Below are 20,317 nucleotides of genomic sequence, written 5' to 3'. Positions count from 1 at the left end.
GCTACATCCTGCGAATGAGACTCTTGATCCAAATCATGGCGTTCTCAATAGCCCAGCTGGTCTGGTGATCGGTGAGGCCCGGCATGGGCGCAGCGCCGGGGCCGTGGTTGATCGGATTGCGCACCTTGGAAAAGAAGTGCTTCAGCGCTTCCATCTCCCAGACCTCAATCAGTTTCGCGCCCCTCAAGTTATCGATATAGTTTGCGGCACCGTTCTCGTTACCTCTGGTCAGCTGCTTCTCGTCCGAGATGATCTTGATAGCGCTTTCTAGCGATTTTGCTGCGTAGAGGGCCGGGTCGCGACCTCTCGTATCGCGAAGATCAATCGCTTCCTTCATGTCGTGATCGACGTTGTGCCACTTCGGCTGCGCCACAAGCTTCCAAAAGGGGGTCTCAATCTCCTGTGCGACCTTTTGATCTTCGGAGATTTGGATAAAGCCATTGTGGTAATGCAGCTGGCAGTCCGCTTGGCGGAAGCGAGTATTCAGCTCGGTCACTGCCGTCTGTAACTTAGCGTTCAAGGTGAGGTTTGTCGCTCGAACCCCATCGGCACTGTTGCCGGGCACCCGAAGGCCTTTGCGTTCGCCTCGCTGATCAAACGATTCGGCTATCAAGATATTATCTGCAAGTTTGGCGTTCAGTCCCGCTACGAAATTCTCGTGCTGACGGAAGCCGATTTCGACAAGGCTGAGGCGCTCTTTGACAAAACGGTCTGCCGATACTTTGCCATCGAACGGCACAAGCATCCACTTCTCGCACATTTGCACCGTGGTGTGGTGGACGCCCTGCCATTGATCTTGTTTGTTATAGAACCCTGTGTATGACGGAGAAAGCTCCGTCAGGCCGAGCTCTCTCGCAAGCAAGCCGTGTATCCGCGTCCAGAAATCTTTCCCGTGCTTGTCCTCTTTGCCGTCAACATAGTACGGGCAAACGTCGTTCAAGAGCTGCCAGCCCTGTACGAGAAGGCGGCGCTGCTCATCGTAAAACGTCTCCCACATAAGGGGTTCTGGGTAACGGCGGGCGAAGATATCTGTTAACATCGTATTTTCCGTAGTCTGCTTGCGAATCGCAGCGTCTACGGTGACACAACGCCGGGTAGCAACGCGAGGATTGGGAGGCTTGTCCCGGTTATTCACGGGTGCTGTTCACCGCAGAAACCGGTCCGGCCGGTTGGCGTGGTTCATCTCGGCATAGGTAGCCGCCAGCGTCTCCGGTGTGTGCTTGGCCTTGAAGGTCTCCCACGCCGCCTTGAAGCGCGCCTCGTCCTGGGATCAAGATCGCGAACGCCGGACTCGCGCATCTCGCCGAAGGTGATCTTGACGGGAGATCGTCACGACGTCGTTTCTGGTCCTGCGAGTTAACTGGTTACCTCAGGATCAAAGTATGCTGATCGTTATCCACTGACCACGATTTTAACTTGCTCAGAAAACTTTGACCCAACAGAATTGTCGCATTCGCCGAGGCAACGCTTCCAACTACGTTCTCGACGGTTTTATTTCCGACTTTCAGAGACCGAATGCGAAACCGATGAGACGGTACTTTTGAGCCGTCGGCGAGAACATAGATTTGTTCGCCCAAAAAATCCTCGTTCGTAATAGTTTTGGTGCGTATCAAGGTTGAAACAATGTCAGCAGGAATACTTACGTCGCTCGCGCCGCTATCAACTACGGCGGGCAACGTGATGATGTCATTGAAACGAACTGGCACGACGTAGACGCCGCCGCTTTGCTCCATGCTGATATGTTCCAGCCCGGCAGCCGTTACACCAGATTTGCGGGCGACGTTCGTCGGAGCTGCTGTTACGCGCTTGATCGCGCTTTGTGCATCAGGATACGACGGATCGAGTTGTGCGAAGTATCGAAAATCCGCGAGGGCATCTTGCAGTTTGCCCTTCTTTTCAAAAGCGAGTCCTCGATAATAAAATGTTCTGACGTATTTTGGATCAATGCCGATGGCTAGGCTAAAATCGCTGATCGCATGGTCGTAATCCCGTAGCCCGTACCAAGCCAGCCCCCGCGAAATATGAGCTTGTGCGTGTCCTTGGTCATTGGCGATCACTTGGTCGCAGGCCGAAATTATATCCCTAGGCGGCATCCCAACAGCGAAGCAGTTTGAATTGCTCTGCGCCGAGGCTGCGCGCACCAGCAGCACGGGCGCTAGCAGTGTGAGTAGGATCATTTTGGTCGTGGGATTCGCCATGCCTAGATCGTAGCTCGACGATCACGCCCGGCGCCAGTCTCCACGGTCATCCACACCGCTCTATAGAAATTCATATGATTTTTCGCAGGCTGGTCCGTCACCGGATCGCGACACAAATGTAAACACAAGAGTCGCATGGCATTGATCTAACAACGGTTTTTGTCACGAAATTCTTCCCTGCGCAGGGAAGGCCGTGTGTTCGGCTTCACCTGTATGCCGCTGTGCATTTTTCCTTGCGCTACTTGCGCACAGCGGACCGTGGGTGCGAGGTCAGCACCCGGCCTTCCCTGCGCCCTCTTGGACAAGAGGGTGGAGTGACCAGGCAAAGCTCGGGCGAAATCAGCCGCGAGAATGCGAAGGTGTGTCTGCGAGTTGGAACATGCATTGGAGGATGGCAATGCCGCCCCTTGCTCCGTCATTGCGAGCGCAGCGAAGCAATCCAGTCTGTCCCGCGGAAAGACTCTGGATTGCCTCGCTGCGCTCGCAAGGACGAGGTTGGAGCAACCGCGCTCTACCCTCCCAACATCACCTGCCCGCAGGCGCCGACATTGCGCCGTTGGCGTAGCGCGACCAGTCGGGGACGGTCGGCTGCGATGGCCACACGGCGGCGTTGGAGTCGCGGACCGATTGGGTGATGGGAGCAGGCTGGGGCTTGCGGGCGTGATGACGGTCGCTCGCCGCGGCGGTCTGGATGGTGATGGCGGTTATCAGCGTAGCGCCAAGAATGGCAAGAGTCTTCTGCATGGTTGTTTCTCCCGTGACGACGCTTCCGACTGAGGACGATCTCATCTGCGCGTCGTTGACGCTCACATGGCGATGCGTCCGGCCGAGTGTCACCGTCGCCGGCTTCACGATCGGCAACGCGGCCTCACGATGGGGCGAGCAACTTTTTTGGTCCCGGCTAAATATTCGGCAATCGCCCGGCCGGGCCCGATGGACTTGACCGGCGCAATCCCGTTGAATAGGGCCAATGAAGGTTTCAGGCGCGACAACGATGTCGAAATATCTGCTGGTCCTGCTTTTGATCGCCTCGCCGGCTGTGGCGCAGGTGAAACCTGCTCCCAAAACCTCGGCGGCGCGTCCCGACCCCTGCGCGCCGATCGGACGCACCGCGGACGGCAAGCTGGTCTATTCCATGAAGTGCGAGAACCTGCCGGCGCCGCCTCCGCCCCCGCCGCAGGCGGAACTGAAGGAGGCGCCCGCACCGGCTGCCGAGTCCGAGCCTGAGGTGCGGCGGAGCGGTCTGTTCGGCTGGTCTTACGACCGCAGGTGAGGAGCGAGCGCCACTTGCGCGAAGCTCGCTGGAATGCTCTTTGCTTGCAAGTTCCCCGTGGGGCCACCGTCCCCGATCCAGAGAGATGAGATGAGCAAACTCGTTATCCGCGCCGGCGATTTCACCTTCGACGCCCGCTTCGAGGAGCAGGCGGCGCCCAAGACCGTCGCGGCGTTCCGCAAGGCGCTGCCGTTCGAGAGCCATATCATCCATGTGCGCTGGAGCGGCGAAGGCGTCTGGATGCCGCTCGGCGATCTCGACTTCGGCGTCGGCTACGAGAACCACACCAGCTATCCCGCGCCCGGCCAGATCATCCTCTATCCCGGCGGCATCAGCGAGACCGAAATCCTGATGGCCTATGGCGGCGTGCATTTCGCCAGCAAGATGGGCCAGCTCGCCGGCAACCACTTCATCACGGTAACCTCGGGCCTCGAGAATCTCGCGACGCTGGGCAAGAGCGTGCTGTGGAAGGGCGCACTGCCGATCCGCTTCGAGGAAGTCTGAGTGACCGACGCCCGCTACCCGCGCGATCTCCGCGGTTACGGCCGCAATCCGCCGCATCCGCAATGGCCCGGCAACGCGCGGGTCGCGGTGCAGTTCGTCGTCAATTTCGAGGAAGGCGGCGAGAACAACATTTTGCACGGTGACCGCGCGTCGGAAGCGTTCCTGTCCGACGTGCTGGGCGCGCAGCCCTGGCCCGGCCAGCGTCATGCCAATATCGAATCCATGTTCGAATATGGCTCGCGCGCCGGCTTCTGGCGGCTGTGGCGGATATTCAACGAGCGCAAATGGCCGACCACCGTGTTCGGTGTCGCCACCGCGCTGAAGCGCAATCCGGAAATCGTCGCCGCGATGAAGGAGTCCGACTGGGATATCGCGAGCCACAGCCTGAAATGGATCGAGCACAAGGACATGACGCAAGCGCAGGAGCGCGCCGAGATTGCCGAGTCGATCCGCGTCCATACCGAGGCGACCGGTTCGCGGCCGCTCGGTTGGTACACCGGGCGCTCCTCGATCAACACCAACCGTCTGCTGATGGAGGAGGGCGGCTTCCTCTATCTCTGCGATTCCTATGCCGACGATCTGCCCTATTGGATCAAGGGCGCGACGGGCAAGCAGCTCATCATTCCCTATACGTTAGACGCCAACGACATGCGCTTCATCAATCCGCAGGGCTTTGCCGAGGGCGAGCAGTTCTATACCTATCTGAAGGATGCCTTCGACGTGCTCTATGCCGAAGGCGAGACCGCGCCGAAGATGATGTCGGTGGGGCTGCACTGCCGTCTCGCCGGCCGGCCCGGTCGCGCCGCGGGCCTGATCCGCTTCCTCGACTACATCGGCAAGCACGAGCGCGTCTGGGTGCCGACGCGACTGCAGATCGCGCAGCATTGGCACGACAAGCTTGCGCATCTTGCCACCGACGCGTTCGAGATCGGGTAGGGAAGCAATGTCGCAGATCGCCTTGTCTGATCTCAATGCCGCGAGCTTCGACGATTTCGTCGCTGTACTTGAAAACGTGGTCGAATATTCGCCTTGGATTGCTCAAGAAGCCGCGGCGCGCCGTCCGTTTGCCGGCATCAATCCACTGCTCGACGCGATCAAGGCGGCGATCGCGAGCGCTGAGCCCGAGGTGCAACTGGCGCTGATACGCGCGCATCCCGACCTCGCCAACAAGACCCAGCGCGCAGCGGGACTCACGCCTGACTCGAGTGCCGAGCAGAACAGCGCCGGTCTCGACCGTCTGTCGGACACCGAATATGCGGCCTTTGAGCGGGCGAACAATGCGTATCGCGAAAAATTTGGCATCCCGTATATCGTCTGCGCGCGCCGGCACACCAAGGATTCCATCCTGCAGGACTTCGAGGCGCGACTGCAGAACATCGCTAAGACCGAGACACGCCGCGCCCTCGAGGAAATATCTCGTATCGCTGCTCTGCGGCTCGACCAGCTCGTCATCGCGGATGACAAGCTCAAGGTGCACGGCCGGCTCTCGACGCATGTGCTCGATAATCACGCGGGCAAGCCCGCGCCGGGCATCGCGGTCGAGTTGATTGAGCTCGCGAGTCTCGGCGAGAGCCGCGTCATCGCGCGCACCCTCACCAATGTAGACGGCCGCACTGACCAGCCGCTGATCGGCGGGCGTCCGCTGCCGATCGGCCGCTACGAGCTTCGCTTCAGCGTCGCCAAATACTACGCCGAGCGCAACGTGCAGCTGTCAGATCCGCCATTCCTCGACGATATCCCGCTGCGGTTCGCGATCAGCGAGCCGGAGAGCCACTATCACGTGCCGCTGCTGGTGACGCCCTGGAGCTATTCGACCTATCGCGGCAGTTAGTCGCCGAACTTCTCGTGCAGCGCCGGAAACAACCGATCCGGCTTGAACGGCGGTGCGGTGAAGCGGATGCCGGTGGCATCGGCAATCGCATTGCCCAGTGCGGCTGCGACCGGATTGTACGGGCTCTCGCTCATCGACTTCGCCCCTAACGGTCCGATCATGTCGGATGTCTCGGCGAACAACACTTCCGTGCGCGGCACGTCCGCGAAGGACGGCAGATGGTAGTCGCGGAATTTGGGATTGGTGACGCGGCCATTCGCATCGATCACCATTTCCTCGTAGAGCGCAGCACCAAGCGCCTGCGCAACACCGCCCTCGACCTGGCCGCGGCACTGCATGGGATTGGCGACAACGCCCGCATCCGCTGCCTGCACGCTCCTGAGAATGCTGATCTCGCCGGTGCCCTTGTTCACGGCGATGCGAAAGCCCTGCACGTTGAAGCCGACGGATCTCGGCGTTCCCTCGGAATTGCCGTGCGCGACGAGCGGACGACCCGCCTCGCGCGCGAGCTTCGCCAGCTCGGTAAAGGACATTCGCCGCACGCCGCTGACGACGAACTCGCCCTCGAGCGTGCAGGTCGCGGCATCGCAAAGCCATGCGCTGGCGGCGGCCGCCTTCAATTCGGTCGCAAGCTGCATGGCTGCGGCTTGCGTCGCCTTGCCGGCAACGAAAATGCCCGTGCTGCCATAGGCGCCGGTGTCGTGGCCGCCATGGGCGGTGTCGGACTGGCGCTGGCGGATCCTGTCGACGGTGGTCGCGAGAACGGTCGCGGCGATCTGCCCGTGCACGGTGCTGGTGCCGTTGCCGAACTCGGCGGTGCCGACGGTGAGATCGAAGTCGCCATCGTCGTTGAGCGCGATCATCGCGTCGGCGATGTGGCCGGCCGGCGGCACCGTGTCGATCATGGTCAAGGCAACGCCATCACCGATCAGCCATTCGCCCGACAGCTCGGGCTGCGGGCCATCGGCCTGCATCGCGCGCTCGACGAGGTCGATGCACTGGTCGAGACCGTACGAGCCGTACAGCACGTCGTGATATTCCGACGGCGGCGGCGACAGCATGGGATTGCCGGGCTTGACGATGTTGCGCCGGCGCATCTCGTAAGGGTTGATGCCGAGCTGCTTGGCCAGCTCGTCGATCGCGGCCTCGACCGCGATCAGCGTCTGCGGCAGGCCATAGCCGCGAAATGCGCCCGCCGGCACCGTGTTGGTGTAGACCGCAAAGCCGTCCACCTTCTTGTTCGGGCAATTATAGACGGCAATGGACTCGGACAGCGAGTGGAACATCACGGGGCCGGCGTGATTGCCGTAAGCGCCGGTATTGGAGAGCACGTCGAGCTGTAGCGCGGTGAGCCTGCCGTCGGCATCGGCGCCGGCCTTGATGTGGACCCGCATCGGGTGCCGCGTCGAGGTCGCGATGAACTGTTCCTCACGCGTGAGCTCGAGCTTGACGGGCCGCTCCGTCTTCAGCGCGGCGAGTGCCAGGATGTCCTCGACGAACATCTCCTGCTTGCCGCCAAAGCCGCCGCCGACGCGCTCGCAGAACACACGGACCTTGTCGATGGGAAGTTGAAAGATGTCCGAGAGCGCACGCCGGGTCAGGAACGGCACTTGTGTCGAGGTGCGGACGTTGAGGACACCTGCATCGTCAAGCCAGGCGAGCCCGCCATGGGTCTCCAGCGCCGCGTGCTGCACACGGTGGCTGTGGAAGGTGGCCTCGTAGGTGACGGCAGATGTGGCGAGGGCCGAGGCAACGTCGCCAAATTCGCCATGCGTCTCCGCGACGAGATTGCGCTGCGCGTCGGCGACGCGATTCGGGCCGGTCCGATCGGGATGCACGAGCGGCGCGCCCGGCATCATTGCCTGTTCGGGATCGATCAGCGCAGGCAAAATCTCGTAATCGACCTTCAGCAATCGGCATGCCTCCTCGGCAGCGCCTTCGCTTTCGGCGACGACGGCGGCGACCTTCTGGCCGATGAAGCGGACAACGTCGTCGAGGATGCGGGTGTCCTCGGGGTCCATCCAGTCCTTCTCGTGCCGCGCAGTCGAGAACAGCACCGATGGGGCGTCCTCGTGCGTCAGGATCGTGCGCACGCCGGGCACGGCCATTGCCGCCGATCTGTCGATCGCGACAATCCTGGCATGCGCATGCGGCGACCGCAGAAGCTTGATGTGCAGCAGGCCTTCGACCTGCGTGTCAAATGTGTAGCGCGCCGTGCCGCGGACGACGTCCGGGCCCGCGGGCGCCGGCAGGCTGCGGCCGAACGCGCCGCCGGCCTCGACGCTATCATCGACATTGGTCTTGCCGTGGATCGCGTCCTCGATCGCGCCATAGCCAGTGCAGCGACAGATGTTGCCCTTCAGCGCGGCGCCGAGATCGGTGCGCTGCGCCTGGTCCAGCGTGGCGCAGGTGAGGATCATGCCGGCCGTGCAGAAGCCGCACTGGAATCCCTGCGCGTCGAGGAAGGCTTGCTGCATCGGGTGCGCGCCGCGTTCGCCGCCGAGACCTTCGATCGTGGTGATTGCGCGTCCGGCTGCGCGAAACGCGGGGATCAGGCAGCTGTGCACGGGCTCACCGTCGAGCAGCACGGTGCAGGCGCCACAGTCGCCGGCGTCGCAGCCTTTCTTCACCCCGAAATGGCCAAGCTCGCGCAGGAACGTGCGCAGGCACTGGCCGGCGCGTGGGGCTTGCGGAAATGTCGCGCCATTGACCTCGAAGCTCATGGCGGCGTTGCTCCCAGGAGCTCGACGCGGATCTCCTCGGCGAGCCGCAGCGTCATGTGCTTGCGCCAGAGCGGCTTGCCATGAATGTCGGTGTGATAGAGATCATCCGTGATTGCCTCGGCTATTGCCGAGCGAAGCGCGTTCGCATCGGGTGGCTTTGGAAACGACAACGGAATCGGGCGCACGGTCGATGCGGTCACGGTGAGCTTCAGCGCGCCAGCGCTGTCAAGGCTTCCGATCAGAAGGGCCGCGGAGCGGCCGACCGGCGCGAGCGAGATCTGGCGAAACGCGGAGCGGCGCTTCAGTGCGGCAAGTGGAATGTCGATCTGCCGCAGCAGATCGCCCGGCGACAGGCGGTTGCGCTGGTTGCCCGTGACGAATTCGACGATCGGAATCCTCTGCTCGCCGCCGCCGGCTTTCCAGATCGTGCAGACGCCATCGAGCGCGGCGGTGAGCGAGATCATGGGTCCTGCCGGCAGCGACATGCAGAGATTGCCGCCCACGGTCGCCGTCTTCCAGATCTTGAAGGAGGCGAGAAAAGCGCGGCAGCATTGGCTGATCAGCGGCGCCGCGAGCCAGTCGGTGGGGCAGGTGAGCGCATCGAGTTGCGAGATTGTGCAGGTGGCGGCGATGCCGAGGTGGCTCTCGGTGATCGTCAACGCCGGCCATTTCAGATCGGTGAGATCGACCAGCCGGGTGAGGTGGACTTGCGGCTCCGAGAACAGCCACGTGCCGCCCGCGAGCCAAGCATCACCTGGCGTCCAAGCGGGCAATTGCGCGCGCGTTTGCGGATGGGCGACCGCTGTGATGGTATTCAAGTCCATGGCTGCGCCAACGCTTCTACTGAACGCATTATTCTCCCGGAAAGTCTTGCAAGACCAGCGCCAACTGGCAACAACAAGTCGCAGCAATAACGCGCTCGGGATGGCCTCCGCCTTGCAGGCCATTCGTTAACGAGGGCGAGGAGAAACAGGATCATGAGCGACGCAGAGCCGATCTGGATCAGGGATCCCCTGGCCATTCTCGCCGATGGTGCCGGGCGCGGTGTAGTCGTGAGGGATGGTCGAATCATTGAACTCGTGCCGGTGGGCGGCACGCCTGCGACGGCAGATGTCACGGTGTTCGATGCGAGCGAGCATGTCGTGCTGCCGGGTCTCATCAACACCCATCATCATTTCTACCAGACGCTGACGCGGGCACTGCCGGCGGCGATGGACCGCGAGCTGTTCCCCTGGCTGCAGGCACTCTATCCAGTATGGGCGAGGATGACGCCGGAATCGCTGGAGCTCGGTGTTACCCTTGCGATGTCCGAGCTGCTGCTGTCCGGCTGCACCACCACGACCGACCATCACTATGTTTTCCCCGCGGGGCTCGAAGAGTCCGTCGACATCGAGGTCGGCGTCGCAAAACGACTCGGCGTGCGCGTGCTGCTGACGCGCGGTTCGATGAACCTGTCGCAGCGCGACGGCGGCTTGCCGCCGGATAGCGTCGTGCAGGACGAGGATACGATCCTCGCCGACAGCGCGCGCGTGGTCGCCAAGCATCACCAGCACGGTGCGGATGCCATGGTGCAGATTGCGCTTGCCCCTTGCTCGCCCTTCTCGGTAACGACCTCGCTGATGCGCGACACCGCCGATCTCGCCGACAAGCTCGACGTGCGCCTGCACACCCATCTCGCCGAGACCGAGGACGAGAACAAATTCTGCCAGCAGAAGTATGGCTGCCGTCCGCTCGACTATCTCGAGCAATGCGGCTGGCTTAATTCGCGGACCTGGCTCGCCCACGGCATCTTCTTCAATGCCGACGAAATGAAGCGGCTCGGCAAGGCCAAAACCACCATCAGCCATTGTGCGTGCAGCAATCAGTTGCTGGCCTCCGGATGCTGCCCGGTGTGCGAGATGGAAGAGGCTGGCGTCGGCATCGGCATCGGCGTCGACGGCTCGGCCTCCAACGACGGATCGAACCTGATGCAGGAGGTGCGGGCCGCGTTCCTGCTGCAGCGGGCGCGCTACGGCGTGACCAGGGTTAGCCACAAGGATGCGCTGCGTTGGGCTACCAAGGGCTCGGCGGCGTGTGTCGGTCGGCCGGAGTTGGGCGAGATCGCGGTCGGCAAAGCCGCCGACCTCGCGCTGTTCAAGCTGGATGAGCTCCGCTTCTCCGGCCACGGTGATGCCGTGGCTGCACTGGTTCTGTGCGGGGCGCATCGGGCCGATCGGGTGATGGTGGCGGGGAATTGGGCCGTGGTCGATGGCGCGATCCCGGGACTGGACGTGCCGGACCTCATCCGCCGACACAGTTCCGCGGCGCGGGCGATGCGGGCGGGGTAAAATAGAAGGAGGGGGCGACCACAAGTGCCGGGTGCTTCTGGCCACCCCCTCCGAACCTCCTCCGGGAGGAGCAGGTGATTTAGTCAATGCAAGAAGCGTGCTACTTGCCCGGCAGCTTGTCGTCGATACCCTTGACGTAGAAATTCATGCCGAGGATCTGGCCGTCGGCGAGATTGGCGCCGCCCTTGCACTCGATCTCCTTGCCGTCCTGCCCAATCACCGGGCATTTGAACGGGTGCAGCTTGCCCGCGGTGATTGCCGCCTGGGCATCCTCGGCGATCTTCTTCACGTCGTCAGGCATGTTGGTATACGGCGCCATCGCGAACAAGTGGCTGTCGAGACCGCCCCAGCTGTCCTCGGATTTCCAGGTGCCGTCGAGCTCGGCCTTGACGCGTTCGATGTAGTAGGAGCCCCAGGTGTCGAGGATCGAGGTCAGCTGGGTCTTGGGCCCGAACTTGATCATCTCGGAGTCCTGGCCGAAAGCGAGCTTGCCGCGTTCGCTGGCGATCTGCATCGCGGCGGGCGAATCCGTGTGCTGCATGATGATATCGGCACCCTGGTCGATCAGTGCCTTGGCGGCGTCGGCCTCCTTGCCTGGATCGAACCAGGTGTTGGCCCAGATGATCTTGACCTTGATGTTCGGGTTGATGGTCTGCGCCGCGAGGATCGTCGCGTTGATGCCGGAGACGACCTCGGGAATCGGGAACGAGCCGATATAGCCGAGCACGCCGGACTTCGACATCTTGGCCGCGATCAGGCCTTGAATGTAGCGGCCCTGATACCATTTGGCCGAATAGGTCGACATGTTCTTGTCGCGCTTGTAGCCGGTGGCGTGCTCGAAATGCACGTTCGGATATTTCTTGGCGACCTTCAGCGTCGGGTCCATGTAGCCGAACGAGGTGGTGAAGATCAGCTTGTTGCCGGCGCGGACCAGCTGCTCGATCGCGCGTTCGGCATCGGGTCCTTCCGGCACGTTTTCGAGATAGGTGGTCTCGATCTTGTCGCCGAGCTCCTTTACCAGAGCCTGCCGGGCGAGCTCATGCTGATAGGTCCAACCGAGATCGCCGATCGGGCCGAGGTAGATGAAGCCGACCTTCAGCTTGTCGGCGGCGGAGGCTGCGCTGACGTTCCCGGCAAGCAGAAGGCCGGCAACCAGCGCAAGAAGTGATTTCTTCATTATCAATCTCCAAACATCAGGGGAAAGCCACGATCCGCAACGTGCGCGCCCCATCGCGCACGTTGCGAAAATGAAAACGCTAGCGGTCAGGCACGAACACGGTGCCGAGCGCGGCCGGTGCGGTCGAGCCGCCGGTGCGCGCACGGGAGAGCAGGACCAGCACGATGACGGTCGCGAGATAAGGCAGTGCCGACATGAATTGCGAGGGAATGCCGACGCCCCAGCCTTGCGCATGCAGTTGCAGGATCGTCACAGCGCCGAACAGATAAGCGCCGACCACCAGCCGGCCCGGGCGCCAGGATGCGAACACGACCAGAGCCAACGCAATCCAGCCGCGGCCCGCGGTCATGCCGGGAATGAAGAAGGGCGTGTAGGCGAGCGGGAGATAGGCGCCGGCCAGCCCGGCGCAGGCGCCACCGAACATGACGGCGAGGGTGCGAATGTGCAGCACGGGATAGCCGAGCGCATGCGCGGAGATGTGGTTGTCGCCGCAGGCACGCAGGATCAATCCTGCGCGCGTGCGGTACAGGAACCACCAGACGCCGATGATGAGTGCAATGGAGAAATAGATGAAGGCGTCTTCGCCGAACAGCACGCGACCTACCAGCGGAATGTCGGTGAGGCCGGGAATGTTGAGATGAGCTGCCGGCGTGATGCGTTCGCCGACGAAGCCGGCACCGATCAAGCCGGAGAGACCGACGCCGAGAATGGTCAGCGCCAGCCCTGTCGCAACCTGGTTGACGGCGAGCCCGAGCGCCATCAGCGCGAACATCAGCGACATCAGCGTTCCCGCGACGATGCCGAACAGCGCGCCGACGAAGATCGAGCCCGTCAGCCACGCGCCGCCAAAGCCGCAGGCCGCGCCGACGATCATCATGCCCTCGACGCCGAGATTGAGCACGCCGGAGCGCTCGGTCACGAGCTCGCCGGTTGCCGCGATCAGGAGCGGCGTCGACGCCGCGAGCACCGACAGGATGATGGCTTCAACCAGCTCCACGGGCCACCTGTCGGCTCGGGAAGACCAGCTTGAAGCGGTAGAGGATGAGGGAATCGCAGGCGAGCACGTAGAACAGCAAGATGCCCTGGAAGACCTTGGTGACGTCCAACGGGATCTTCATTGCGATCTGCGCCTGCTCGCCACCGATAAAGGTTAGTGCGAGAAAAAGGCCTGCAATTAATATTCCAATCGGGTTCAACCGGCCGAGGAACGCGACGATGATCGCCGTGAAACCATAGCCGGGCGAGATGCCGGGCTGGAGATGTCCGACGGGACCGGCGACCTCGATGATGCCTGCAAGGCCAGCCAGCGCGCCCGACACCGCGAAGGTCAGGATGATCAGCTGGTTGGCGTTGAAGCCGCCGAACCGTGCCGCGCGCGGCGCGGCACCGACGACGCGAATTTCGAACCCCTTGATGGTGCGCCCGAGCAGGATCGCAGCCGCTGCAACCACCAGCAGCGCGATGATCGAGCCGAGATGCAGCCGGCCGCCTTCGATCAGCAGCGGCACCGTCGCAACCGGATCGAACTCGGCCGTCGTCGGGAAATTGAAGCCGTTCGGATCGCGCCAGGGACCGCGCACGAGATAGTCCAGCAGGAGGTCGGCGACATAGACCAGCATCAGGCTGGTGAGGATCTCGCTGGCGCCGAACTTCACCTTGCAGATCGCCGGGATCAGCGCATAGAGCGCGCCTGCGGCGGCCGCGAGCACCAACATCGCCGGCAGCACCCAAGGGCCGGCGTCGGTGCCTTGCGTCTTCACCGCGATCCAGCTTCCGGCGACGGCGCCGATCAAGAATTGCCCTTCTGCGCCGATGTTCCAGGCGTTAGCGAGATAGCAAAGCGACAGCCCGATCGCGATCATCACCAGCGGTGTCGCCTTGACCGCAATCTCCTGGAGCGAATAGCTGTCGATCAAAGGCGCGACGAAATAGGCTTGCAGGGCGAGAAACGGATTCTTGCCGAGGATCGCGAACAGGATGGTCATGGTCACGATCGTCAAGCCGATCGCGATCAGCGGCGAGACCAGCGCGATCGTGTTGGAGCGCTCGGCGCGCTTCTCAAGCACCAACTGCATGCACTGCCTCCTTCGGCTCCAGGCTGCTGCCGCCCATGAGAAGGCCGAGCTTTTCGCGTGTTGCGTCGCGTGTGGCGAGCGGCTCCGAGAGCCGGCCGTGGAACATCACGGCGATGCGGTCGGCGATTTCGGCGAGCTCATCGAGATCCTGGCTGGTCACCAGCACCGCGGCGCCTGCGGTGGCGAGATCAAGCAACGCCTGGCGAATGACGGCGGCGGCACCGGCATCGACGCCCCAGGTCGGCTGGCTCACCACCAGCACCGCCGGGTTGCGCAGGATCTCGCGACCGACGATGAATTTTTGCAAGTTTCCACCCGAGAGGGATGCTGCTTCCGGATCGCGCTTGGCCTTGCGCACGTCGAAAGTTTCGGTGGCGCGGTCGACGGTCTTGAGCGTGGCTGCTGTGTCGATGAAGCCATGATGGACCATGCCGCTCGCCGCGTGTCCCGTGAGCAGCGCGTTCTCCGACAGCTTCATGCGCGGTGCGGTGCCATGGCCGAGCCGCTCTTCGGGCACGAAGGCGGCGCCGAGCTTGCGCCGCCTGGTGATCGAGAGGTGGCCGGCGGCGATGCCTTCGATCACCACCGTGCCGGGGTCATTCGACAGCCGTTCGCCTGACAGGGCTGCGAACAATTCATCCTGGCCGTTGCCGGCCACGCCGGCGATGCCGAGGATTTCGCCGCCCTTCAGTTCGAAGGAGATGTGCTCGAGCCACACACCATGCGCCTCGTCCGGCGCGAGCGAGAGATCGTTGACGACCAGCCGCGGTATCGTGGTCTGCCGGCCCGCGGCTGCCTTCACTTCTTTGATCTCGCCGCCGACCATCATGCGTGCGAGCGAGGCGGCGGTCTCGAGCCGGGGATTGCAGGTCTGGATTTTCTTGCCGCCGCGCAGGATCGTGGCGGTATCGCAGAGCCGCTTCACCTCCTCGAGCTTGTGGCTGATGTACAGGATGGCGCGGCCTTCGGCCTTGAGCCGCTCCAGCACGATGAAGAGCTGGTCGGCTTCCTGCGGCGTCAGCACCGCGGTCGGCTCGTCCAGGATCAGGAATTTCGGGTCCTGCATCAGCGCGCGGACGATCTCGATGCGCTGGCGCTCGCCGACGGACAGCTGCCAGACCTCGCGTCTGGGATCGAGCGGCAGGCCATAGGTCTTCGACACCTGCTCCAGCCGCGCCGACATGTCCTTGAAGGATTCCGTGCCGTCGAGCCCAAGCGCGACGTTCTCGGCGACGGTGAGATTGTCGAACAGCGAAAAGTGCTGGAACACCATGCCGATGCCGCGGCTGCGCGCTTCCGACGGGCCGGACAGCACGATTCGATCGCCGTGCCAGCGGATCTCGCCTGCAGAGGGCTGGATCAGCCCATAGATCGCCTTCACCAGTGTCGACTTGCCGGCGCCGTTCTCGCCGAGCAGCGCGTGGATTTCGTTCGGCCAGATCTCGATGTCGATGGAATCGTTGGCAAGGAAATCTCCATAGCGTTTGGTCAGTCCCACCGTCCTGAGTAACGGGGACTCGCCGGAATGCAGGCCGTTGGATATCGGATCTAACATTCGCTGATGTGCTTGCATGGGATGAAGTGCCTTAATACTGGGCTAGTTTGAACCGCTGCGTAAGGTGTGAAAAAGCGTCATCCCTTGCTTAACGCTTCGGCAGAAGGCCGGTCGCGCGAGTCGCGGCTGTTTCGGAGACGCCAGGCGTCCGCAATGGCCCCTTGCACGGCTCTTGCGGTTGCGTGCTGCACGTGGCGGCTGTTGCAAATTTGTGACGGTTCTAGCCAAATCGGAACCCGCTAGGCAGGCCTGACTTGAAGCTGAGCAAAGTCGCGCCACCCGCCTGCATGCATTTCTCCGTGACCACGACGGCCGCCTTCGACAGTCGCGCTTGGGTTATCGCGCCGATGCAAAAGCTAAACAGAATCAAACGGGAATGTTCGGCAAGACGTTGTCCACGGCCGTTGACGATGTCGCATCGGATACCCTCAAAATTCCGCAGTGAAATGCGATACGCTGCCGAAACAAGCGCCATGCCTTGAAAGAAGTTGAGGCTTCTCACTTCGGGACTTCGGCGCAAGTGTCGCTCCCAAGGGACATTAATTTTTGCGTGTCCAAGCTTGGGGGTATTCAGAATGTCGTTTCGTTTCAGGGCAATTGCAGCTGCAGTGCTGTCACTTGCTTCGCTCGCCACCGGTGGTCTGGCGCAGGCTGCGGATCTGCCGGTCAAGGCCGCCAAGAAGGCTCCTGATCTCCCGTTCTTCCTGGTGATCGACGACCGCGTGTCGTTCTCCTGGATGCCCAAGGGCACCGACCCCGGCATGTGGAGCACCCGCCCGGACGGCAGCATCAACGGCACCACCGCCAAGCAGGTCTATTCGTTCACGCACTTCGACCTCTGGGCCTACGGCACCAACTTCTTCACGATCTCGATGTTCAAGTCGGGTCATAACGACCCCGCCTCGCCCTGCGTCGCGCCGGGCGTGACCATCACCGGCGGTGTCGGCAACTGCGCAGGCGCAACCGAGATCTATGGCCTGTTCCGCTCGACCTTCGGCTGGAACGAGCTGTTCAACACCAAGACCTTCACGATGGGGCCGCTGCACAACATCTCGTTTGAAGTCGGTATGGACGCCAATACCGAGAACAACTTCCTTGCGCCTGCCAAGCGTGACGTGGTCGCTGGTCTCCAGTTCGCCTTCGACCTTCCCTACAAGGGCTATGTCAACGTCGCTCCGTTGATGTATTGGGAGTTCCTGAACCACAACGCCTTCACCCAGTGCGGCCTGTTCGGTGCAGGCGTCGCGGGCGTGACCTGTAATTCCGACGGTAATGTCAGCTACAACCCGACCTGGGCCGTCGAAGTCAACTACTACATGGACCTCGGCTTCCTGCCGCCGAACATGCAGTTCTGGTCGATCAGCGGCCGCGCCGGCTGGTACGGACCGAAGGGCGACTCGAACGGCCTTCCTGCGCTTTCGGGCACTGGCATTTTCAGCACCAAGTCCAAGACCGAGTTGAACAGCGAACCGATCCGCCTGACCTTCGATGCGTCGAAGGCGGCTTTGGGTGACAAGTACTCGCACTTCGTCGACCTCTGGGTCGCCTACCGCTATTGGCAGAACAAGTTCGGCCTCGATCACAATGCCATGGCTGGCGTCTGCACGGTCGCCGCGACCGGCCAGAGCACCAAGAGCTGCACCGAGTCCACGGTCTACGGTGGTATCACTGTGAAGTTCTGATCGGCTGAAAGTTTCCGAGCTACAACGATGGCGCCGCGCAGAAATGTGCGGCGTCATTCGTGGTTGAGGAGAGACGCTGCCGTAGGGTGGGCAAAGCGAAGCGTGCCCACCACCTCTGCCTAAATTGCATTCCGATGGTGGGCACGGCGCGAGCGCGCCTTTGCCCACCCTACGGTACCGATTGCTGGGGCGCCTACTTCGTCCACACGCCGTCGTGCAGCGCTTCGGCCTCGTCTTCGAGCAGCGGTCCGACCACCGTCGTCGGCCGCTGGCCGCTGGCAAAGACCTCACGGCAGGGCAGGTCGAGCGTCGGGTTCTCCGGGTGATTGCCGGTGACGCTGCGCAGGCGGTGCTCGCTGAGGCCATAGACCACGCGGCCGATGCCGGCCCAGTAGATCGCGCCGGCGCACATCGCGCAGGGTTCGGCGGAGGAATAGAGCGTCGCCGTCGCCAGCACCCCGCGGCTCAGCGTGCGGCAGGCCTGAGTGGCCGCGAGGCGCTCGGCATGCGCGGTGCCGTCGTGATCCGGCATGTAGCCGTTCTCGGCCTCGATCAGCACCTCGCCATCGGCGTCGACGACGATGCAGCCGAACGGATGGTTGCCATGGGCAAGGGAACGGCGGGCAACCGCGAAGGACAAACGCAAAAACTGCTCGTCGCGTTCGCTTGCGCCGTCCATCGATGCCCCTAGAGGGTGATCCGGAAAAGTGTGCAGCGGTTTTCCGAAAAGATCATGCTCAAACGATTAGTCAGTGCCCCGCCATGTGCCGGCCGACCTCGGTGAGATCGGCTTCGCTGGTCCGTGCTTCATACACGAATTCGCCGTGGAACATCACCACCAGCCTGTCGGAAAGTTCTAGCAATTCGTCGAGATCCTCGCTGACCAGCAGCACTGCGGCGCCGCGGTTGCGCGCCGCCATGATCTCGGCGTGGATTTGCGCCACGGCAGCGAAATCGAGGCCGAAGCAGGGATTGGCCGCGATCAGCACCTCGACATCGCCCGCAAGTTCGCGGGCGAGCACGGCACGCTGGACATTGCCGCCCGACAGCGCCGAGATCGGCGTATCCGGGGTGCGGGTCTTGATCTTGTACTGCCCAATCTTCTTCTTCGCGTCGTCGCGGAAGGCGCCGCGGTTGAGCCACCAGCCGCCGCTGGCGAAGGGTGCGCGGTCGAACTCGCGGAAGGCGATGTTGTCCGCAACGCTCATGCCGCCGACGCACGCGTTCTTCAGCGGCTCTTCGGGCAGAAGCGACATCCTGTGGCGCCGCATCTCTTCGCGGCTGGCGTGATAGGGATCGCCTGCGACGCGGATTTCACCGCCCTCCGCTTCGCGCTGGCCGGCCAGGACTTCGACCAGCTGGCGCTGGCCGTTGCCGGAGACGCCGGCGATGCCGACGATCTCGCCGGCACGCACGGTGAGGGAAACGTCATGCACGGCGATGGCGCCGGCATCGTCGAGCGCGCGGACTTTTGCCAGCTCCAACCGCGCCTGTCCGGCTTCGCCGGTCCGCGGCGGCTGCACGGTCAACTCCTCTGCGCCGATCATGGTGCGCGCCATCGCGTCCGGCGTCAGCTCGGCGACCTTGCCGGCACCGGCGAGCTTGCCGCGGCGCAGGATTGTGACCTCATCGGCGAAGGCCATGACCTCGCGGAACTTGTGTGTGATCATCAGGATGGTGAGCTCGCCCTTGACGACCATGTCGCGGAGCATGCCGAGCACCTCGTCGGCTTCGGCCGGCGTCAGCACCGAGGTCGGCTCATCCAGGATCAGGAAGCGGCGCTTTAGGTAAAGCTGCTTCAGGATCTCGCATTTCTGCCGCTCGCCGGCCGAGATATCGGAAACTTTTGCCGAGAGCGGCACCTTGAAGGGCATCCGCGCCAGGAACGCCTCGAGCTCCTTCATCTCCTTCGACCAATCGACCACGGCCGGCACATTGTCGCGCGCCAGCACGAGGTTTTCGGCAACCGTCATGGCCGGCACCAGTGTAAAATGCTGGTAGACCATGCCGAGGCCGAGCGCATGCGCGTCCTTCGGATTGGCGATCGCCTGCTCGCGGCCGCCGACGAGGATGTCGCCTTCGGTCGCGTGGTAATAGCCCATGATGCATTTGACGAGGGTCGACTTGCCGGCGCCGTTCTCGCCGAGCAACGCATGGAACGAGCCGGGCCGCACCTTCAGCTCGACATTGTCCAGCGCAACGAATTCGCCAAAGCGCATGGTCATGGCGATGGCGTCGAGGCCGAAGGCGCCGGAGGGCGGAGGCGCTTCGCCGATGATCACGAAATCGCTCCGATGAAAGCATCCGATGTTGAGACGGCGCCGAACACGCCGCCCTGCATCTTGATCATCTTCAGCGCATGGTTGTGGTTGCTCTTGTCGGTCGCGCCGCAGCAATCATGCAGCAGCACGCATTCGAAGCCGCGGTCGTTGGCCTCGCGCATGGTGGTGTGGACGCAGACATCGGTGGTGATGCCTGTGAGGACGATGTTCTCGATGCCGCGCACACGCAGGATCAGCTCCAGGTCGGTGGCGCAGAACGAGCCTTTGCCGGGCTTGTCGATGATCGGCTCGCCCGGCAACGGCGCGAGCTCTTCGATGATGTCCCAGCCGGGCTCACCGCGCACCAGGATGCGGCCACAGGGACCGGGATCACCGATGCCGGCGCCGATCTGGCGCGAGCGCCAGCGCTTGTTGGCGGGAAGATCGGAGAGATCTGGGCGATGGCCTTCGCGGGTATGGATGATGTGAAAGCCTTGGCTCCGCATGGCGGCGAGCAACTTCTTTATCGGCTCGATCGGCGCTCGCGTCAGCGACAGATCATAGCCCATCTTGTCGACATAGCCGCCGATGCCACAGAAATCGGTCTGCATGTCGATGATAATGAGCGCCGTGTTCTCGGGACGGAGATCACCATTGTAAGGCCAGGCGTAGGGCTCCGACTTAATATAGCGCTCGGGCATGGTTTTGCTC

18 protein-coding genes are annotated in these 20,317 nt (G+C 62.8%); 6 read left to right on the top strand and 12 right to left on the bottom strand.

Going from position 1 to position 20,317, the window contains the following annotated elements; genetic code table 11:
• Position 1 precedes the first annotated feature (1 nt).
• The 3 genes from FXB38_RS24265 to FXB38_RS43005 form a co-directional block, all read right to left on the bottom strand.
• Positions 2–1,039, bottom strand: coding sequence for an AbiJ-NTD4 domain-containing protein (locus FXB38_RS24265; protein ID WP_148753476.1), 1,038 nt, complete (start codon positions 1,037–1,039; stop codon positions 2–4).
• Between the two features lie 325 nt (positions 1,040–1,364).
• Complete coding sequence (locus FXB38_RS24260) at positions 1,365–2,198, bottom strand: retroviral-like aspartic protease family protein (RefSeq protein WP_148753475.1); 834 nt, start codon at positions 2,196–2,198, stop codon at positions 1,365–1,367.
• A gap of 525 nt (positions 2,199–2,723) precedes the next feature.
• Positions 2,724–2,942, bottom strand: coding sequence for a hypothetical protein (locus tag FXB38_RS43005; protein WP_187435114.1), 219 nt, complete (start codon positions 2,940–2,942; stop codon positions 2,724–2,726).
• A 250-nt stretch (positions 2,943–3,192) separates the two neighbouring features.
• Here FXB38_RS43005 and FXB38_RS24245 point away from each other — a divergent pair, with 250 nt between their 5' ends.
• The 4 genes from FXB38_RS24245 (at position 3,193) to uraD (ending at position 5,806) form a co-directional block, all read left to right on the top strand.
• The gene (locus FXB38_RS24245) at positions 3,193–3,471 is read left to right on the top strand and encodes a hypothetical protein (RefSeq protein WP_187435119.1); all 279 of its coding nucleotides are present in this window, start codon (positions 3,193–3,195) and stop codon (positions 3,469–3,471) included.
• Positions 3,472–3,561: 90 nt separating this feature from the next.
• Positions 3,562–3,975, top strand: coding sequence for a DUF3830 family protein (locus FXB38_RS24240; RefSeq protein ID WP_027531871.1), 414 nt, complete (start codon positions 3,562–3,564; stop codon positions 3,973–3,975).
• Positions 3,976–4,911, top strand: a complete 936-nt coding sequence (gene puuE, locus FXB38_RS24235) for an allantoinase PuuE (protein ID WP_148753473.1) — start codon at positions 3,976–3,978, stop codon at positions 4,909–4,911.
• A gap of 7 nt (positions 4,912–4,918) precedes the next feature.
• A complete protein-coding gene (gene uraD / locus FXB38_RS24230) occupies positions 4,919–5,806 on the top strand; it encodes a 2-oxo-4-hydroxy-4-carboxy-5-ureidoimidazoline decarboxylase (RefSeq protein ID WP_148753472.1) in 888 nt (295 codons plus the stop codon).
• Here the strand turns inward: uraD and FXB38_RS24225 are convergent.
• On the bottom strand, positions 5,803–8,529 hold the full coding sequence (locus FXB38_RS24225) for a molybdopterin-dependent oxidoreductase (RefSeq protein WP_148753471.1): 2,727 nt from the start codon (positions 8,527–8,529) through the stop codon (positions 5,803–5,805). The genes uraD and FXB38_RS24225 overlap by 4 nt on opposite strands.
• Positions 8,526–9,353, bottom strand: a complete 828-nt coding sequence (locus tag FXB38_RS24220) for an FAD binding domain-containing protein (protein WP_148753470.1) — start codon at positions 9,351–9,353, stop codon at positions 8,526–8,528. The genes FXB38_RS24225 and FXB38_RS24220 overlap by 4 nt, the downstream gene beginning before the upstream one ends.
• A gap of 153 nt (positions 9,354–9,506) precedes the next feature.
• Between FXB38_RS24220 and FXB38_RS24215 the strand changes: the two genes are divergently transcribed.
• Entirely contained in the window at positions 9,507–10,856 is a 1,350-nt protein-coding gene (locus FXB38_RS24215) for an 8-oxoguanine deaminase (RefSeq protein WP_148753469.1), read from the top strand.
• A gap of 100 nt (positions 10,857–10,956) precedes the next feature.
• Here the strand turns inward: FXB38_RS24215 and FXB38_RS24210 are convergent, their stop codons facing one another.
• From FXB38_RS24210 to FXB38_RS24195, 4 genes are all read right to left on the bottom strand, one after another.
• Entirely contained in the window at positions 10,957–12,033 is a 1,077-nt protein-coding gene (locus tag FXB38_RS24210; protein WP_187435113.1) for a BMP family ABC transporter substrate-binding protein, read from the bottom strand.
• Between the two features lie 79 nt (positions 12,034–12,112).
• Entirely contained in the window at positions 12,113–13,030 is a 918-nt protein-coding gene (locus FXB38_RS24205; RefSeq protein WP_148753468.1) for an ABC transporter permease, read from the bottom strand.
• Positions 13,017–14,108, bottom strand: coding sequence for an ABC transporter permease (locus FXB38_RS24200; RefSeq protein ID WP_148753467.1), 1,092 nt, complete (start codon positions 14,106–14,108; stop codon positions 13,017–13,019). Before FXB38_RS24200 ends, FXB38_RS24205 begins: the two co-directional genes overlap by 14 nt.
• A complete protein-coding gene (locus tag FXB38_RS24195; protein WP_148753466.1) occupies positions 14,092–15,663 on the bottom strand; it encodes an ABC transporter ATP-binding protein in 1,572 nt (523 codons plus the stop codon). Before FXB38_RS24195 ends, FXB38_RS24200 begins: the two co-directional genes overlap by 17 nt.
• Before the next feature lie 575 nt (positions 15,664–16,238).
• Between FXB38_RS24195 and FXB38_RS24190 the strand changes: the two genes are divergently transcribed.
• On the top strand, positions 16,239–17,345 hold the full coding sequence (locus FXB38_RS24190; RefSeq protein ID WP_148753465.1) for a hypothetical protein: 1,107 nt from the start codon (positions 16,239–16,241) through the stop codon (positions 17,343–17,345).
• Between the two features lie 193 nt (positions 17,346–17,538).
• Here the strand turns inward: FXB38_RS24190 and FXB38_RS24185 are convergent, their stop codons facing one another.
• The 3 genes from FXB38_RS24185 to biuH all read right to left on the bottom strand — a co-directional run bounded on the left by FXB38_RS24185 (position 17,539) and on the right by biuH (position 20,307).
• Entirely contained in the window at positions 17,539–18,024 is a 486-nt protein-coding gene (locus tag FXB38_RS24185) for a nucleoside deaminase (protein WP_148753464.1), read from the bottom strand.
• Positions 18,025–18,094: 70 nt separating this feature from the next.
• Complete coding sequence (locus FXB38_RS24180) at positions 18,095–19,627, bottom strand: ABC transporter ATP-binding protein (RefSeq protein WP_148753463.1); 1,533 nt, start codon at positions 19,625–19,627, stop codon at positions 18,095–18,097.
• The gene (gene biuH, locus FXB38_RS24175) at positions 19,624–20,307 is read right to left on the bottom strand and encodes a biuret amidohydrolase (protein WP_148753462.1); all 684 of its coding nucleotides are present in this window, start codon (positions 20,305–20,307) and stop codon (positions 19,624–19,626) included. Before biuH ends, FXB38_RS24180 begins: the two co-directional genes overlap by 4 nt.
• Positions 20,308–20,317: the final 10 nt, after the last annotated feature.

The sequence above is a fragment of the Bradyrhizobium cytisi genome (genome assembly GCF_008123515.1).
Classification (GTDB): domain Bacteria; phylum Pseudomonadota; class Alphaproteobacteria; order Rhizobiales; family Xanthobacteraceae; genus Bradyrhizobium; species Bradyrhizobium cytisi.
The sequence above is the reverse complement of the archived record's forward strand: the minus strand, read 5'-3'. Positions and strand labels throughout refer to the sequence as shown.

What these genes read in the sequence shown, in the direction of transcription:
- FXB38_RS24215 (WP_148753469.1), top strand. Translation starts at nt 9,507, where the DNA reads ATGAGCGACGCAGAGCCGATCTGGATCAGGGATCCCCTGGCCATTCTC.
- FXB38_RS24225 (WP_148753471.1), bottom strand. Translation starts at nt 8,529, where the DNA reads ATGAGCTTCGAGGTCAATGGCGCGACATTTCCGCAAGCCCCACGCGCC.
- FXB38_RS24210 (WP_187435113.1), bottom strand. Translation starts at nt 12,033, where the DNA reads ATGAAGAAATCACTTCTTGCGCTGGTTGCCGGCCTTCTGCTTGCCGGG.
- biuH (WP_148753462.1), bottom strand. Translation starts at nt 20,307, where the DNA reads ATGCCCGAGCGCTATATTAAGTCGGAGCCCTACGCCTGGCCTTACAAT.
- FXB38_RS24240 (WP_027531871.1), top strand. Translation starts at nt 3,562, where the DNA reads ATGAGCAAACTCGTTATCCGCGCCGGCGATTTCACCTTCGACGCCCGC.
- FXB38_RS43005 (WP_187435114.1), bottom strand. Translation starts at nt 2,942, where the DNA reads ATGCAGAAGACTCTTGCCATTCTTGGCGCTACGCTGATAACCGCCATC.
- FXB38_RS24245 (WP_187435119.1), top strand. Translation starts at nt 3,193, where the DNA reads ATGTCGAAATATCTGCTGGTCCTGCTTTTGATCGCCTCGCCGGCTGTG.
- FXB38_RS24195 (WP_148753466.1), bottom strand. Translation starts at nt 15,663, where the DNA reads ATGTTAGATCCGATATCCAACGGCCTGCATTCCGGCGAGTCCCCGTTA.
- FXB38_RS24220 (WP_148753470.1), bottom strand. Translation starts at nt 9,353, where the DNA reads ATGGACTTGAATACCATCACAGCGGTCGCCCATCCGCAAACGCGCGCG.
- FXB38_RS24190 (WP_148753465.1), top strand. Translation starts at nt 16,239, where the DNA reads ATGTCGTTTCGTTTCAGGGCAATTGCAGCTGCAGTGCTGTCACTTGCT.
- FXB38_RS24260 (WP_148753475.1), bottom strand. Translation starts at nt 2,198, where the DNA reads ATGGCGAATCCCACGACCAAAATGATCCTACTCACACTGCTAGCGCCC.
- FXB38_RS24265 (WP_148753476.1), bottom strand. Translation starts at nt 1,039, where the DNA reads ATGTTAACAGATATCTTCGCCCGCCGTTACCCAGAACCCCTTATGTGG.
- uraD (WP_148753472.1), top strand. Translation starts at nt 4,919, where the DNA reads ATGTCGCAGATCGCCTTGTCTGATCTCAATGCCGCGAGCTTCGACGAT.
- FXB38_RS24185 (WP_148753464.1), bottom strand. Translation starts at nt 18,024, where the DNA reads ATGGACGGCGCAAGCGAACGCGACGAGCAGTTTTTGCGTTTGTCCTTC.
- FXB38_RS24200 (WP_148753467.1), bottom strand. Translation starts at nt 14,108, where the DNA reads ATGCAGTTGGTGCTTGAGAAGCGCGCCGAGCGCTCCAACACGATCGCG.